This is a genomic window from Acinetobacter sp. SM1B (assembly GCF_003289665.1).
In the GTDB taxonomy this organism is placed as follows: Bacteria; Pseudomonadota; Gammaproteobacteria; order Pseudomonadales; family Moraxellaceae; genus Acinetobacter; species Acinetobacter schindleri.
On sequence record NZ_QMBM01000001.1, the window covers coordinates 2,120,658 to 2,137,307 of the forward strand.

General features: G+C 45.2%; 13 protein-coding genes. 2 read left to right on the plus strand and 11 right to left on the minus strand.

The window, feature by feature from the left end; translation table 11 throughout:
• Positions 1–3: 3 nt before the first annotated feature.
• Complete coding sequence (gene ptsP / locus C8322_RS10275; RefSeq protein ID WP_004813340.1) at positions 4–2,301, plus strand: phosphoenolpyruvate--protein phosphotransferase; 2,298 nt, start codon at positions 4–6, stop codon at positions 2,299–2,301.
• Here ptsP and C8322_RS10280 read toward each other — a convergent pair.
• From C8322_RS10280 to hcaE, 11 genes are all read right to left on the minus strand, one after another.
• Positions 2,298–2,489, minus strand: coding sequence for a hypothetical protein (locus C8322_RS10280; protein WP_108676021.1), 192 nt, complete (start codon positions 2,487–2,489; stop codon positions 2,298–2,300). The two genes, ptsP and C8322_RS10280, sit on opposite strands and share 4 nt — an antisense overlap.
• A 146-nt stretch (positions 2,490–2,635) precedes the next feature.
• Positions 2,636–4,297: an acyl-CoA dehydrogenase family protein gene (locus C8322_RS10285; RefSeq protein ID WP_111810578.1), complete on the minus strand. Its 1,662-nt coding sequence runs from the start codon at positions 4,295–4,297 to the stop codon at positions 2,636–2,638.
• Positions 4,298–4,492: 195 nt separating this feature from the next.
• Positions 4,493–6,691 (minus strand): catalase/peroxidase HPI, encoded by a 2,199-nt coding sequence (katG, locus tag C8322_RS10290; protein WP_076753004.1) that lies wholly within the window; start codon positions 6,689–6,691, stop codon positions 4,493–4,495.
• 504 nt (positions 6,692–7,195) lie between these two features.
• Positions 7,196–8,134 carry a cation diffusion facilitator family transporter gene (locus tag C8322_RS10295; RefSeq protein WP_111810579.1) on the minus strand — a complete coding sequence of 313 codons (939 nt, stop codon included), beginning with the start codon at positions 8,132–8,134 and terminating at the stop codon, positions 7,196–7,198.
• A gap of 521 nt (positions 8,135–8,655) precedes the next feature.
• Positions 8,656–9,564 (minus strand): DMT family transporter, encoded by a 909-nt coding sequence (locus tag C8322_RS10305; protein ID WP_111810581.1) that lies wholly within the window; start codon positions 9,562–9,564, stop codon positions 8,656–8,658.
• A gap of 286 nt (positions 9,565–9,850) precedes the next feature.
• On the minus strand, positions 9,851–11,080 hold the full coding sequence (gene hcaD / locus C8322_RS10310) for a 3-phenylpropionate/cinnamic acid dioxygenase ferredoxin--NAD(+) reductase subunit (protein ID WP_111810582.1): 1,230 nt from the start codon (positions 11,078–11,080) through the stop codon (positions 9,851–9,853).
• 4 nt (positions 11,081–11,084) lie between these two features.
• A complete protein-coding gene (locus C8322_RS10315; protein ID WP_111810583.1) occupies positions 11,085–12,050 on the minus strand; it encodes a 3-carboxyethylcatechol 2,3-dioxygenase in 966 nt (321 codons plus the stop codon).
• Between the two features lie 66 nt (positions 12,051–12,116).
• A complete protein-coding gene (gene hcaB / locus C8322_RS10320) occupies positions 12,117–12,932 on the minus strand; it encodes a 3-phenylpropionate-dihydrodiol/cinnamic acid-dihydrodiol dehydrogenase (protein ID WP_111810584.1) in 816 nt (271 codons plus the stop codon).
• 2 nt (positions 12,933–12,934) lie between these two features.
• On the minus strand, positions 12,935–13,261 hold the full coding sequence (gene hcaC / locus C8322_RS10325) for a 3-phenylpropionate/cinnamic acid dioxygenase ferredoxin subunit (protein WP_111810585.1): 327 nt from the start codon (positions 13,259–13,261) through the stop codon (positions 12,935–12,937).
• Positions 13,261–13,779, minus strand: a complete 519-nt coding sequence (gene hcaF / locus C8322_RS10330; RefSeq protein WP_004781816.1) for a 3-phenylpropionate/cinnamic acid dioxygenase subunit beta — start codon at positions 13,777–13,779, stop codon at positions 13,261–13,263. The genes hcaC and hcaF overlap by 1 nt, the downstream gene beginning before the upstream one ends.
• The gene (gene hcaE / locus C8322_RS10335) at positions 13,776–15,143 is read right to left on the minus strand and encodes a 3-phenylpropionate/cinnamic acid dioxygenase subunit alpha (protein WP_111810586.1); all 1,368 of its coding nucleotides are present in this window, start codon (positions 15,141–15,143) and stop codon (positions 13,776–13,778) included. Before hcaE ends, hcaF begins: the two co-directional genes overlap by 4 nt.
• 279 nt (positions 15,144–15,422) lie before the next feature.
• Here hcaE and hcaR point away from each other — a divergent pair, with 279 nt between their 5' ends.
• Positions 15,423–16,325 (plus strand): DNA-binding transcriptional regulator HcaR, encoded by a 903-nt coding sequence (gene hcaR / locus C8322_RS10340; RefSeq protein ID WP_111810587.1) that lies wholly within the window; start codon positions 15,423–15,425, stop codon positions 16,323–16,325.
• The last annotated feature ends 325 nt before the right edge of the window (positions 16,326–16,650 follow it).

The window sequence follows — 16,650 nt, forward strand, 5'->3', positions numbered from 1 at the left end:
CGAATGTCGAATATGCAACTGGAGACCCTGAGACGTATTGTTCAAGAGATCAATGCGTCAGCCAGTTTGCATGAATCGCTCGACATTATGGTTAATCAGGTAGCCCAGGCGATGCAGGTCGACGTCTGCTCCATTTATCTGCTGGATGAGCGCAACCAGCGCTATCTACTGATGGCATCTAAGGGCCTAAAACCTGAAGCGGTGGGCCATGTGTCGCTGCAAACTGGTGAAGGTCTGGTGGGGCTGGTCGGACAGCGCGAGGAAATCGTCAACCTCGACAATGCTCCGAAACATGAACGCTTCCTTTATCTACCTGAAACGGGGGAAGAAATTTATAACTCTTTCCTTGGCGTTCCGGTCATGTACCGCCGTAAGGTCATGGGCGTTCTTGTTGTTCAGAATAAAGAACCTCAGGATTTCTCAGAAGCTGCTGAATCCTTCTTAGTGACGCTCTGTGCTCAGCTCTCCGGTGTAATTGCCCATGCCCATGCAGTCGGCAATATTGACGTGTTCCGCAAACCTAGCAATCTGCCTGCTTATAAAACCTTCCAGGGCGTATCAGGTTCAGGTGGTATTGCTCTAGGTCGTGCCGTGATTCTTTATCCGCCTGCGGATCTGGGTGCTGTTCCGGATCGTGAAGCGGATGACATCAGCGAAGAGCTTGCCCTGCTCGACAACGCGCTAAATTCCGTACGTGAGGAAATCCAGTCTCTCGATGACAAGATGCAGGATGCTCTCATGGCTGAGGAACGTGCACTGTTCAGTGTGTTCCTGCGTATGCTGGACGAAAATGCCCTGCCAGCTGAAATCAAGGAACTGATCCGTGAAGGTCACTGGGCGCAAGGAGCGGTACGAATTGTCATTGAAAACCATGTGGCGCAGTTTGCCCAGATGGAAGATGACTATTTACGTGAACGTGTTGCTGACCTGAAAGATTTAGGCCGCCGGATTCTGGCTAAATTACAGGAAGCTGATGAAAGCCATCGTGAACTGACCGATGAAAGCATCCTGATTGGCGAGGAAATCTCGACCGCAGCGCTGGTAGAATTACCCGTTGATAAAATTGCAGCGATTGTCACCACTGAAGGTGCAATGAATTCACATATGGTGATTGTCGCGCGTGCACTCGGTATTCCGACCGTAGTGGGTGTGACCGAATTACCTATCAATACCCTTGATGATGTCGAAATGATTGTTGATGCGCATCAGGGTCGGGTATTTATCAATCCGCCACGTCGTCTGCGTACCCGTTATAAAGAAATTCAGAAAGAAGAAGAACAGCTCGCCAAAGATCTGCGTCAGTATGAAACCAAGGATGCGATTACCCCAGATGGTGTGGCTGTACGCTTGTTCGTGAATACAGGCTTGATGATTGATGTGGTGCGTGGTGTACAGCGCGGTGCCAAAGGTGTCGGTTTATACCGTTCTGAAATTCCGTTTATGCTGCGCGACCGCTTCCCGGGTGAAGAAGAACAGCGTGCCATTTACCGCCAGCAACTTACTCATTTCGCCAATAAACCGGTGGTAATGCGTACCCTCGATATTGGGGCAGATAAAGACCTGCCATATTTCTCGATTGAAGAAGAAAATTCGGCATTGGGCTGGCGCGGGATTCGTTTTACCCTCGATCATCCAGAAATTTTCTCTTCGCAAATTCGTGCGATGTTAAAAGCCAGTATTGGACTGAATAATCTACATATCCTGCTACCAATGATCACCAGTGTCAGCGAAGTAGAAGAAGCACTATATTTGCTGGAACGTGACTGGGTTGCAGTCCAGGAAGAAGAACAGGTCAAGATCACCAAGCCTAAAATTGGTATCATGCTAGAAGTGCCGAGTGTCCTGTATCAGATTGATGAATTTTCTGAATTTGTCGACTTCTTCTCGGTCGGCTCTAATGACTTGACCCAATATTTACTGGCAGTGGATCGTAATAACCCGCGTGTCGCCAACGTTTATTCGCATTTGCACCCTGCCGTTTTACGTGCCCTGACCCGTTTGGTACAGGATTGTCATCGTAATGAAAAACCGATCAGTATATGCGGGGAAATGGCAGGTGATCCGATTTCGGCTGTGCTGCTGATGGCCATGGGCTTTAATACCCTGTCAATGAGTTCAAGTAATATTCTGCGGGTGCGTAAGACGATTTGTCATGTCCCCATGCCGGATGCTCAGGACTTATTGGAACATGTGCTAAAACTGGATAATCCGCTGGTCGTAAAAAGCTGGATGGAACATTATTTCCGCACGCATGGTCTGGGAGATATGGTGAAAGGCGCGACCCGAATCGTGGGAGCTTAGGCTGAACAAAACTGCCATAAACAAAAAGGGAGATAGTCATTTGAGTATCTCCCTTTTTTGTGCTTGCTATAGCCACGTTTTGCATCTTTTTTGCGGTCTGTAAACACTTGGCTTTTGTTGACCTCATGCATGTGTTTGGCCACAAAGTTATGTATTACTGCTTCTGGCAGCTGCTTTTTCTTTGCCATCTTTTCACCTGTTTTTTGACATAGCATCTGAATTGACACTGTGCATATATTGCGCTCTATTCAGCATATTTCAAGTGGTTTTCAATATTTTTAGGATTTGAGAATAACTTTTAACAAGAAGCTATTCTCTCCTCCTTTTTAATATTTTATGAAGATGAGTCTTGAGCTAAAGCCCGTTCCAAAATCCTCTCTACATCTACTTGTTTGGCACTCATCATACCTACTACTCGTCCATGAAACTTGCTGTATCGGGTCTGAATAAATGCATTAAAAATAAATTCAGGTGCATGACGTTGCAGTAATACGGCTTGGGCTAAAATAGTCAAGCGGCTGACCAGACTACGCCCCATAAATTGCAGTTCATCTGCAGGCTGCTGGAACAGCTGCATCAGCGCCTGTAATTCCTGCTGTAACAGCGGCTGCTGTTGCACCCCTTCAGCCAGCGACTGCAACAGGACCTGCATGGATGCCGGATCACGCTGTATCGCACGTAGCACATCCAGGCACATGACATTGCCCGAACCTTCCCAAATACTATTCACCGGAGCTTCTTTAAAAATACGCGCCATGATGCCGTTGTCGACATAGCCATTGCCGCCAAAAACTTCCATCATTTCGCCGCTCAGCTCGACAGTACGCTTACACACCCAGAACTTGGCAGCCGGGGTCATAATCCGCTTCCAGGCCAGTGACAAGGCATCATCATTTTCATAACAAGAAGCCAGATAGAAACTCAGCTGTATTGCCGCTTCTGTTTCCAGTGCCAGATCAACCAGCACTGCCTGCATTAAGGGCTGTGCTGCCAGATGCTTGCCAAAAGCCTTACGCTGTCGGGTATAGGCCAGACATTGCACCAGCGCCTGACGTAACATCGCAGTACTGCCAACCGAGCAGGTCAGACGGGTGTAGTTCGCCATTTCAATAATAGTTGGGATACCCCGTCCTGCTTCACCGATCATGATGCCCCAAGCTTCCTGAAACTCAACTTCCGAGCTGGAATTGCTACGATTCCCAACTTTGTCTTTGAGTCGCTGTACATGAATATTATTCTTGGTTCCATCTTCACGCCAACGTGGAACAAAGAAACAGGCCAGACCATCCTGTTCAGTTTTCGCCACGACCAGATGGACATCACACATCGGTGCTGAAAAAAACCATTTATGCCCGGTCAGCAGATAAGCCTGCCCTCGACCTGATTCACCGATAGGCACGGCAAAGGTTTCATTCGCCCGAACGTCGGAACCACCCTGCTTTTCGGTCATCCCCATACCCAGCCAGATTGATTTTTTTTGGGCAATCGGCAGATCACGTGCATCGTATTCAGTAGATAATAATTTATCGCCGATTTTGGCCCAAAGTTCCGGTTCACGCTGAATTAAGGGAATACTGCCAAGGGTCATCGAAGTTGGGCACAGACTGCCACATTCTACCTGTCCACTCAGGTAAAACCGTGCTGCCCAGTCGACCCATTTAGATTTTGATTCAGCCTGATTAAAAGGATGTGCATGACTATCAAACTGACGATTAATGCGCATCCATTGATGCCATGCAGGATGAAATTCAATGTAATCACGACGGCGACCACGGGCATCAAAAGCATGCAGAATAGGCGTATGCCGGTTTGCCAAATCGGCATATTGATAATATTCTGATGAACCCACCACCTGCCCCATTTCATTTAAAATTGTCTGATCCTGACTACCATAGCTTTGCAAAATTTCCTGCAAAGTGGCGTCAGTTGCAAACAGGTTATAGTCCTGTTTTTCATCAAACTGATTGCTGATCTGATGGGTTGTCCATGTGTTCATCTTCTCTTCCTTAATCTTTATTTTTGTTGTGTGGTTTTCAGTCCAGTATAGAGAAAAAGTGGCGAATACCTATTAAGTTTTCAGTAAGACCATCTATTTTTCATGACTGGTCGTTCTATGAGCTGATTGACCAATAAAAATTCAGGTAATAAAAAACCGGCCCTACGACCGGTTTCCTATTTCAAGATCGAAAAATTATCGTTTCACATCAAAACGGTCTGCATTCATGACTTTGACCCATGCCTTGACAAAGTCACGCACGAATTTTTCTTTATTGTCATCCTGAGCATACACTTCTGCATAAGCACGAAGAATCGAATTCGAACCAAAGACCAGGTCTACACGTGTTGCAGTCCATTTCTTCACACCTGTCGCACGTTCAACAATGTCATACTGGTTACGGCCAGTTGCTTTCCATTGATAGTTCATATCCGTCAGGTTCACAAAGAAGTCATTGCTTAAGACACCAACATTGTTGGTGAGGACACCTTCTGGCGCACCACCATAGTTGGTTCCGAGTACACGCATCCCCCCAACCAGCGCAGTCATCTCAGGTGCAGTCAGCCCTAACAGTTGTGCACGATCGACTAGCAGCTCTTCAGCCTGAACCACATATTCATCTTTTAGCCAGTTACGGAAACCATCGTATTTCGGTAACAGGTCTTCAAATGAATAGGCATCCGTCTGTTCCTGAGATGCATCGCCACGGCCCGGTGTAAATGGCACCTTGATATTTACACCTGCTGCTTTGGCTGCCTGTTCAATTGCTGCGCTACCGCCCAATACAATCAGATCGGCAATGCTGACTTTCTTCTCAAGACCCGCCTGAATCTCTTCAAGTTTGTTCAATACTTTATTCAGGCGTTCCGGTTCATTCCCTTCCCATTGACGTTGTGGCTCTAGACGGATACGCGCTCCATTGGCACCACCACGATAGTCCGAACCACGGTAAGTACGTGCACTATCCCAAGCCGTATTGATCAGTTCGGTTGGGGTTAAACCACTAATCAGTAATTTTGCTTTGAGTTCCTCAATTTCAGCCTCAGACAAGGTGTAGTCCACTTTTGGAATTGGGTCCTGCCAGATCAGATCTTCAGCTGGTACGTCTGGGCCAAGATAACGGGATTTTGGCCCCATATCACGGTGGGTCAGTTTAAACCATGCGCGTGCAAATACTTCAGAGAAATAAGCCGGATCTCGGTAGAAACGCTCGGAAATTTTACGGTATTCCGGATCAATTTTCAGTGCCATGTCAGCGTCGGTCATCATCGGATTACGGCGTACACTGGTATCATGTGCATCAAATGGTTTGTCTTCTTCCTTGATGTTAATCGGTTCCCACTGTTTCCCGCCTGCCGGGCTAACAGTTTTTTCCCATTCATAGTTGAGCAGCAGATAGAAGAATTCATTGTCCCATTTGGTTGGGTTGGTGGTCCAGGCACCTTCCAGACCACTGACCATGGTATTCGCCGCGTTACCAGTCCCTTCCGGGTTATGCCAGCCCAAGCCCTGAAATTCGATATCTGCGCTTTCAACATCTGGTCCAAGCAAATCTGCTTTACCATTACCGTGTGACTTACCTACGGTATGACCACCTGCGGTCAAGGCAACTGTTTCTTCGTCATTCATGCCCATACGGTCGAAAGTGACTCGCATATCCTGTGCCGTACGTAAAGGATCCTGTACACCATCCACTCCTTCAGGATTGACATAGATCAGACCCATTTGCACCGCAGCAAGAGGATTTTCTAGCGTTGAACGATCTTGGTTATTTTCATAACGGCTTTCGGTCGGTGCCAGCCATTGGCGTTCATCACCCCAGTACACATCTTTTTCAGGATGCCAGATATCTTCACGACCACCAGCAAAACCGAAAGTTTTCAAACCTGCAACTTCATACGCCACTGTCCCTGCAAGGATAATCAGGTCACCCCAAGAGAGCTTGTTACCGTATTTCTTCTTGATCGGCCATAACAGACGACGGCCTTTATCGGTATTGACATTATCTGGCCAGCTGTTCAACGGTGCAAAACGCTGGTTACCCGTATTGGCACCACCACGTCCATCCTGCTTACGGTAAGAACCTGCCAGGTGCCAGGCAGTACGAACAAACATACCAATATAGCTGCCATAATCTGCTGGCCACCATGCCTGGCTGGTCGTGATCAGTTCACGCAGGTCTTGTTTTACTGCTTCAAGGTCAAGGGAATTAAATGCTGCTTTATAATCAAAGTCGGGATCAAAAGGATTGGTTTTTCTATCGTGTTGAGAAAGAATGTCGAGGTTAAGCGCATTTGGCCACCAGTCCGTATTGTGTGAGCTGGCATTGCTTGCCGCTGTACCTTCGTGTTTTTGATGAAATGGGCAGCCGGATGCTTGCAAATCTTGTGTCATTTTGTAGCTCCAAAACTTTATAAAGTCTGTTTGATCTGAACTGTTTAAACATCTTATTTACTTCAACATACCCCTTTTATGTGACAAGCTAAAACAATTTTTATGAATACAAACCATCGTTTTCTTCTATCTAAAAGCTTGTAAATTCATTCATTATTTATTTTTTGCAATTTTCTAGGGGAAATTGCAGAGAACTGGTGAGTTGATGAAAATTAAACCATCTTCAAGATTGCTTTTGTTATTCGACTAAAGTTATAGAACATAGATGTAAGAAAGGCGCTCCAGCGACAACATGAGTCTATCAATCATTACAAAGATTGATTTGAATCCTGAGATTTTTTAGTTCAAGACGCACTTTTGCGTCTGCCTACTGTTGTCTTTAGGGATGTTATTGGCAAAAGCAAACGCCGCTGCGCCTATTTAAAACAGTGATCTGAATATGCAGTTTAAAAGGCTGCTATTTGAAGATATTTTCTATCCATATCAATTAAAAAAATAGCTTTTTTATACACGTCCCTGGGTACGTTCCAGCCAGACGGCCTGAGTTTGTGGTTTCACAAACAGGGTAATAATTTCCGGATGGATCTGTTTGATCTGCGCTTCAATCCGGTTGACGCAAGCTTCAATTTCATCAGAAGTCAGATCGTCTTTGAATTCAAGACTTAAGGAGGCAATTACCTGATGTGCACCCATTTGCTCGGTTAATACACCATTGGCGCTATAGACCGCAGCATCCTGCTGGGCAATGTTAAGTACATTTTCACGCAGTCTAGGATCTGCTGTTTCACCCAGCAATAAGCCTTTGGTTTCACGTGCCAGTAACCAGGCCGATACCGCCAACACGACACCAATCAGAATAGAGGCAGCACCATCCAGTTCAGGAATATTCAGTTGATGAGCCAGGAAAATCCCGATCAGGGCAATAAAAAGACCTACTAGCGCAGCAGTATCTTCAAATAATACGGTAAAGGTGGTCGGATCTTTACTACGTCTAAAGGCTTCGAAATAGCCCATCTTGCCTTTCATTTTACGGAAGGTTCTTAAAGCTACTGTCCAGGAGAATCCTTCACACAGAATCGCAATACCCAGCACAATATAGTTGATCATCGGATCCTGCATTTCTTCAGGATGAATGATGTGCAGGATGCCTTGATAGATGGATACAATCGCACCCAGTGCAAAGACAATCAATGCCACAATAAAGGCCCAGAAATACAGTTCACGGCCATAGCCAAAAGGATGGTGGGCATCTGGGCGCTGCTCTGCCTTTTTCATGCCGTAAAGAAGCAGAATTTCATTTAGAGTATCGACCACCGAGTGAATCGCTTCACTGAGCATCGCAGAACTATTGGTAATATAGGCTGCGACGAATTTAACCAGTGCAATAGCGAGGTTGCCAAATAACGCTGCATAGACCACAATTTTATTAGATTCAGATGACATTCAAAGTTGTCCTAGTTTTTCCTCAAACAGATGGATCTATTTGATTTTTCATTTTATCTCTTTGCATCTTAATAAACTGCTGACATAAATTGTTTATTGTTTTGTTGTTCTCATTTTTTCCAAGAATCTTCATCCTTACAATGGTTACCACCTGTACCGATCAGCATACTTTTTGCCTGGAATTATGAGCATAATCAGTATGTATTCGCCTCATTTGCTGAATGACGTATAGGTCTGGAGGATCTGTCATTAGATTATTGATTATGAGGATGTGTAGCAGGTGCAACTGTTCCATGTGGAACATTAGCAGCAAATTTTGGGTTTGATGGGTATACTTAACAAAGCTAGCAATACTGTTTATTGTGTCTGATGCGACTATCTTTGACTTAAAGCCTGGATTTGAGCTCATCTGCCGTTCTGAAAGGGATAGAAAAGACATCCCTACCCGGTTCTGCATCAAAAAACCAGAAAGGAAGCTTTGGCTTCCTTTCTAAATATTTTTTTAATTTGAATAATACAGTTTAGGATTTAGAAAAATACTGCTCGCGCCATTCCTTCCAGAAATACATCACAATTCCAAACATCACGATCACAATGCCAACAAAGGCGTTTGAGCTAATGTGTTCATTATTTAAAGTTGCCCCAAGCACCAGTGCAATCACAGGTGTCATCACATTGCTTAAAGACACTGTCGACGCTGCCAAACGACGAATAAGCCAGAAGTAGCACAGCATTGCCACAATGGACGACAAAATCATAGTAAAGACAAACCCAATGATGGCATTGGTACTTGGTATTTGAGTCGGAAAATGTTGCCAAATAAAAGGAACCAGTGCCAATGAACCGACAGCAGAAATCATCAATGAGCCTGTGGCTTGTGACATCGGCTTCAGCGGTGCATTAATCTGTTTGACCCAAAAAATGGAGCTGATATAAGAGATCATACTAATCACCATCAGCACTACGCCCCAAGGATTCACATTGCTTTCAGCAGAGTCGGCAAATACAAACGTTAAGCCACTCACTGCAACCGCCATACCGAGCCATTGCAACCACACCAATTTATGAGTCTTTAAAATCACATGACCGATTAAACCCGCAATCAGCGGTGACAAGCCAAAAATCAATGCCATCAAACCTGAAGTTAAGTAATTGGCTGCAAGATAAATAAACAGCTGTGCGCCAATCAAGTTTAAGCTACCTGCCAAATAACTTTTCATGGACACTGCGTCAAATGGCAGCGGATCACGCATGATTTTAAGTAGGGCTAAGGCAATTAAGGATGCCCCAAAATAACGGATGATCAGCACCCACATGGGATGCACTTCCGCCACACTCCAGACAATCGCCAGTGGCGTCGCTGCCCAGATCAGCACCAGCAAGGCATAAATACTTGCCGTCACCAGCATGGGAGATGAATTTGAATTCATAAAAGACTCAATTAAATTTTAATCAGAAAGAATTGAAGTAACTTCTCGTTCAAATCCACAATCGACAATACTGATGGTGGCAGGGATGCCGCCGCTAAAGTGGGATATAGGGATATATCCTCAGTTTAGCAAAAGATTTTTGTTACTTTTCATCTTTGAAAAGTAAGCCAAACCTACACAAAGCCATTTCAAATCACAATGGAATGTAAGGTCATGACAGCACAATCTGACAGACATAAAAAAGCAGACCCAGGTTGCCCGAGGTCTGCCCTTTTGTAAACTCAGATTACTTCACAAGTTTACGAAGATCCTGGCTGAGATCTAAATATTTATCTGCTTCAAACGCTGCATTCTTGCTGATCAGTTTTTTCAGGTGACGCATTTCTTTTGCCGCATTTACAGTGATACCGCCAACAATAACGCCATCAGTCACACCAAACATCACGAATGATGATTCAGCGCGAAGCTCTGGATTGATTTCACCACGAACTTGCCATTCAGCAGCCGCCATGTCACCCACGAACTGGTAGTTGATGTCCAACTGATCTGTCCAGAACCATGCCGGGTTAGGTGTCGGATGCTCAACGCCCATCACATGGCGCGCAAAGATCCCTGCTTGCAGGTTGGCATTTTCCCAAGTTTCGACACGACGGTGGTTACCACAGTTACGTAATTGAGTTGCCGCGTCACCTGCTGCATAGATGTCTGCATTTGAAGTCTGGCAATTTTCATTTACTTTAATCGCGAAATCGACATCCAGGCCAGCTTCAACTGCCAACTGTGCATTTGGCACGATACCAATACCATAAACTACAGCATCAGCGCGAAGTTCTTCACCACCCTCAAGGGTAATCACAACTTCTTCACCATCCAGTTTGCAATCTGCAATTTTGGTTTCCAGACGAACATCGATACCTGCCAGACGTTGTTGTTCAAGCAGGAATTCGCTCAGGATACGAGGTGAACAGCGACCCATGACCATAGGGCCCATTTCAATTACAGTTACCTGACATTCTTTGAAACGTGCAGAAGAAGCCAGTTCCAGACCGATAACACCACCACCAATCAAGACAATACGACGGCCTGATTGCAATACTGGGACAAGTGCTTGTGAATCTTCTAGGTTACGTAGCGTATAAACGTGTTTACCCAGCGCATCAAAGTTTGGCAGACGACGAGCTGCGCCGCCAGTGGCAAGCAACAGTTTGTCATAAGCAACAACGTCACCATTTTGAAGTTCAACCGTTTTCGCTTCAGCGTTGATTTTTTTCACGCCATTGCCACGAATGGTTTCTACACCAAGTTCAGCCAGTTTTTCTTCTGACAAAATTTCAATCTTGGTTTCTTCAGGTTTTAGAATCACGTCTTTAGACAGTGGTGGACGCTCATAAGGAAGATGCGTTTCATCACCGATCAGAATGATTTTACCTTCGTATTTGTTGCCACGAAGTTCTAAAATCGCGCTTGCACCTGCCTGGCCAGCACCTACAATTACGATGGTTTCGATGTTGCTCATGTCTTTAACCTTTTAACTCTGCAGATACGATGCCGAAGCCCGCAATCCATTCACTGATTTCTTCATAACAGTGCGTTGTCATTTCGTACTCGCCCATTTCGCTTAAAGCAGCAAATGCAGCCATCCACGAACGAACTTCCTGACCACCACGGCCACCATCACGGCGGATTTCAGCTTCAGTCATGGCTTCCAGTGCAGCGAAGTCAGCATTCTTGAATTTTTCAAGCAATGCGATATCCCATTCAGCATTCAGAGGAACTGCAACAGAGGTATCGCCCGCTGCCAATTTCTGGCCCACTGCAATAATTTTTGACTGACGCGCGTTACGTGCTTCAGGTGTCGGGTTACGACCAGCAATCAGGAACTCTTCCACTTCTGGAGGTACAGAACCCATTTGCGGAGTTGGTGGATCATGTGACAGACCACCTGTCCCCAAAACAAGTACACGCTTATTTTCAAGGTTCAGAGATTTGATGAACTGACCTACAGCACGGCCTAAAGCGATGGTACGCTTCGTGGTTGGCATTGGTGCTGCAGCGCCATTAATGAAAACTGGGATCGTTGGATAACGATCAAGTTTGCCGTCGCACAGGAAGTGCAATGGCTGAGTCACGCCATGGTCGGCTTGCATACGGTAAGAATACGCAACGTCCACACCCTCATCGAGTACACGACGGACCAAGCCCAGTGCTTTGTCTTCAGGTACATCAATGTGTGCGTTGTCTTTACCATAGTCCCAGTCCCCTGCAGCCGTCGCGCGGATCCCCACGCAGAAGCTTGGCATCAGGTCATAGAAGAAACCATTGAAATGGTCAGGACCAAAGGTAATGATCAGGGTTGGGTCGTAAGCTTTTACTTCAGCAGACAGTTTTTCAAACGCTTCACGAACGGCCTGTTCTTTGCGTTTTTCCTGCGGTGAAGCAAATTCCATTAAAGGACTGTGCGATGCACAAATAAGTTTAACGGCCATGAGAGACTCCTTAAAAGGAAGGCAGCCAAGAACAGGCTGCCGAAAAGTCCATTTCAGACTAGATTTTTATTCGTCAAAGAAACCGGCACGTGGCTGACGTAAGCCGCGAATACCCAGACCGCATTCTGCATTGATCAGAACACCAGTCAAAGGACGGTTATTTTGACGAGATGCCAAGAGCACATATGAACCAGTCATATCTTCCGGCTCAGGTAAGAAATTCAGTGGCATACCACGTGCGATTTTCTCAGGATCACGTGCATCGAGCAGGCCAAGATTTTCCTGACCCAAAGATGCAGCGCCTTTGATGTTCACATTCATACCTGATGGCGCAACGGCGTTTACGCGGACTTTAGGTGCAAGTTCGTAAGCCAGTTCTTTCATAATGCCCACACCCGCATGTTTCGATGCTGTGTAAACTGGACCGCCACCTGCAGAATAAAGTGCAGAATTTGACAGTGTAAAAATGATTGAACCTTCAGATTTCACGAGCTCATCCAGTGCAGCTTTGGCACCCAAGATCAGAGATTTGGTATTAATGCCCATAATCTCATCAAAGGCTTTTTCCAGCTGCTCACCTGAAGTATTGATGATATCGGCATAGTGATCCCAGATACCGGCATTACCCACGAAACAGTCGAGTTTACCGTAACGCTCTACAGTCGCTTTAACAGCACGGACGTTGTCTTCATAGCTAGCCACATCACCTGCGATTGCCAGCACGCGGTCACCAAAATGTGCGTTCAGTGCATCGACTTTAGACTGTGAACGCTGAAGAACGGCCACTTGTGCGCCCTCTTCCAGGAAACGTTCTACCAGTGCCCAACCGAGACCTGAACCACCACCAGTGATCAGTGCAACTTCGCCTTGTAGCCAACCCATGATTACTCTCCTGCCATCTCTACATATAACGCACCATCTTCAAGTACAACTGGGAATGTTTGAATTGGGTCAATTGCTGGTAAGCAAAGTGCCTGACCTGTTTTCAAACAGAAACGAGCTGCATGAAGTGGACATTCCACTGTACCGTCGTCTTCAAGGTAGCCTTCAGACATAGAAGCATTACCGTGTGAACAGCGGTCGTTCATTGCGAAGAATTCGCCACCGTTGTTGAATACTGCAAGCGCTTCGATACCGTTTACGCCGCAATCCACTTTTAACGCTTCGCCTTCGTCTAATTCGTCAACTTGGCAAACAAAAATCTTATTCATTAGAAGAACACACTCAGGTTATGTGAGTTATAGGTAACTTGGTCAAGAGTTATCTTACGATTGAAGATCTGGAAGCCCAGGCCGCCTTCAACTTTGCGGATCTTGTCATGACGTTTACCACAGTAAATCGTAACGTCTTTCTCTTTCTGGGTACGGTACAGAAGGTATGTCACGTACACATCGTATTCGCCTTCAACTTCAGTCGGCTCAACAATCACGTTGCTCACCATGTGAGTGGTACGTGATGGAGGCTCTTCAGCCCAAGCCATACCAGTTTCAAGACGTGCAACACGACGCTCTAAAAGATCTTTCGTATCGTTGAATACCCAGGTAGTAGGTGGTTCAACTGAACGACGACGGTCACGCGTTTGAGCGTTTGGTGTAGTACGTAGCGTGTAAGAGATATCTTCAGCTAGCGTGTCTAACCACTCGCGGAATTTCCAGTCATCAAGAAGCTTGGCTTCTTGATACAGAAACTGACTAATTTGGTGATGAAGTTCTAAACTTATTTGACTCATTTCATAAGCTCCTTCTCGTATTCGTCAGCCGCAGCTTCAACGTCTTCCCATTTTTTATGAATCAATAAATCTGCCCAACGGCGGTACATACCACGTGCTGCAGTTTCAGAGAAAATATAGTTAGTGATACCCGGGATACCATCTTCACGTACTTTCTCGTTACCTTTACCCATTTCCATAATGAGTTTGTTTTGACGCGCTTTATAACCACGTAAAACTTTTTGGATCTCGATCCAGTTTTCAGAGTCATCTTGCTCTAGGAAACCGGCTGGACCAAAGGCACGCGTTGCAGAACGTTCAAATGCTTCTTTTACTTCTTGAGATGCTTCAGCATCCGCGATACAGAATGCCCATACTTCAGTTTTGTTTGGACCACGTGGGTGCCATACGCGAAGTGTTGCAGTACCGTTCAACCAAGACAAAGTTGGGAACATGGTGTTGTGACCTGCAAGACGCAATGCACGAGTCTCGCCTAGACGTTCTTTCACTTCTTCGTAAGTTTCACGGAAGTAGTTGGCAACTTCACCGTCAACCCATACGTTTGCGTCTGGTTTCTCTGTGAAGAAGAAGCCTGAACCGTGACCACGTGAACCGTACTGGATCGCATCTTTGGCAGTTTCCCAAACTGGACGAGCAGTTTGCGCAGCACCTAATTTCTTAGATGATTCGTCATCTGGTTTTGCGCCCAATACTTGGATCGCAGAAGCGTGAGAGAACAATGCATGGTATTGGTCAGATGCAAACTGTTCCGCTGCAAATTTCCAGTTACACTCGATTTCCCACTTGTGGACACCACCGATGATTTCTGTACCATCTGGACGACGGTCAACAACGCCATCTAAGTACCAAGCGATATCGCCCATGTATTCTTCGAGATCAGGCGTGGTTTCATCCCAACAAGCGAATACCAAGCCCTTGTAAGACTTCACACGATTCACTTCAACCAGACCCCATTGCTCTTTACATGCACCATGCGGGTAAGCACGATCTTCCAGCGGGATATCTTTTAAAGAACCGTCAATACCGTATGACCAGCCGTGGTACGGGCAAGTAAATGCACGGGTATTACCACAGTCAGCGAAGCTTACACGCATAGAGCGGTGACGACACTGGTTTAAAAATGCTTTGATTGAGCCATCTTTTTGACGTGCCACAATGATTGGATCTTCACCCATGTAGGTGTTGAAGAAGTCACCGGCCTTAGGAATCTGGCTTTCATGGCAAAGGAACAACCATGTACGATCGAAGACACGTTCAAGTTCTAATTCGTAAATGTCAGGATCTGTATAGATAGATGGCGTGATACGTCCATTTTGTGCATCGACTAAAGCGTCGATTTCGCGCACATCAATTTTTCCACTCATGAAAAGCTCTCCTGTGACCAGATATGGCACAAAGTAATAGACTCAACTTTTCAACGATGATGGATTTTTGAGTGAATTTGCGGAAATATTTTTTTTGTTTTGATTAATAGATTTCACCAATTAATCACTTGGCGATATTCTCCATTAAAACACTTTTTTTACGACACATTCATTTACTTTGTGAATGGTAAAATAAGCTTCACCATATAGTTGCTTATGCACTATACTGCCTGAAAATTATAGTAATACATTTTTTGGATTACTCGGCGGGCTAGTTTTATGGAATTACGACATCTTCGTTACTTTATTACCGTTGCTGAAGAACTGAACTTTAGTAAGGCGGCACTCAAACTTTATACGGCACAGCCTTCTTTGAGTCAGCAAATCAAAGACCTGGAAGAAGATGTCGGCGTAAAGCTACTCAACCGTACTAAGCGTAAAGTCGAACTCACCGAGGAAGGTGCCGTATTCCTTGAACAGGCACGCCTGACGCTGGCTCAAGCAGATAAAGCGATTGCCATGGCACGCCAGGTATCACAAGCCAAACAGCAGATGCTGCGCATTGGTTTCGTTCCTGTAGCGGAGATGAAAATCTTCCCTTATGTGCTGCCAAATCTGCGTGTTCAAAATCCAGACCTGAAAATTGAACTGCTCAGCCTGAATAACACTGAACAGATGAAACTGCTCAAAAAAGGTGAGCTAGATCTGACCTTTACCCGTCATAACTTCAACAGTGACGAGATTGAAAGCCAGTTTGTTATTCGTGAACCGTTGATCTTTATTCTTCCGAAAGATCATCCACTTGCGAAATATGACCGTATTCCGGTGAAAGCTCTCAATGGCATTGATTTTATTATTCCTTCAGCAGAACAGTCATTGACGCTGCACAATGCTATCCTGGACTTCGCTAAAGCCAATGGTATTGAATTTAATATTGTGCAGAAAACAAACAATATTCTTTTTAACATCAACTCAATCGGGATTGGTTTAGGTTGTACTATTCTGCCAGGCTATATCGCGCCACTGACCATGAACAATACGGTGATTCGCCCCTTAGACGTTGAGCTGCCTTATCTGGATCTATATGTCAGCTACCGTAAAGATGGCAATTCGGTTGCAGTGAAGAAATTCCTTGAATTACTGACACGTGTATTCTATCTCGATATTAATCGCGATCAGTAAAAATAAGCCTTTAGCTTAATCCCGACGCGCTTACTGACAAGCTCAGAGGCGCGTTTTTTATTCCCTCAATTCAAATGTGTATTTTTTAATCAAACAGAAACATCTGTATTTAACGTTTTAATCTATATTTCAGCCAGCTGCTGTATTAAAAAAATCTATCAAAATTTCCAAATTGATTATTTACTACTCAAACCATCCCCTGCTTTTACAACTTAAGTCTAATGCGATTTTAAGGGTAAGAAAAAAGGATTTAGACGCCAAAGATATTGTGCAAATTATGTTTAAATCTAAATCAGTGGTTAATGAGAATCACCCTCATTGAATG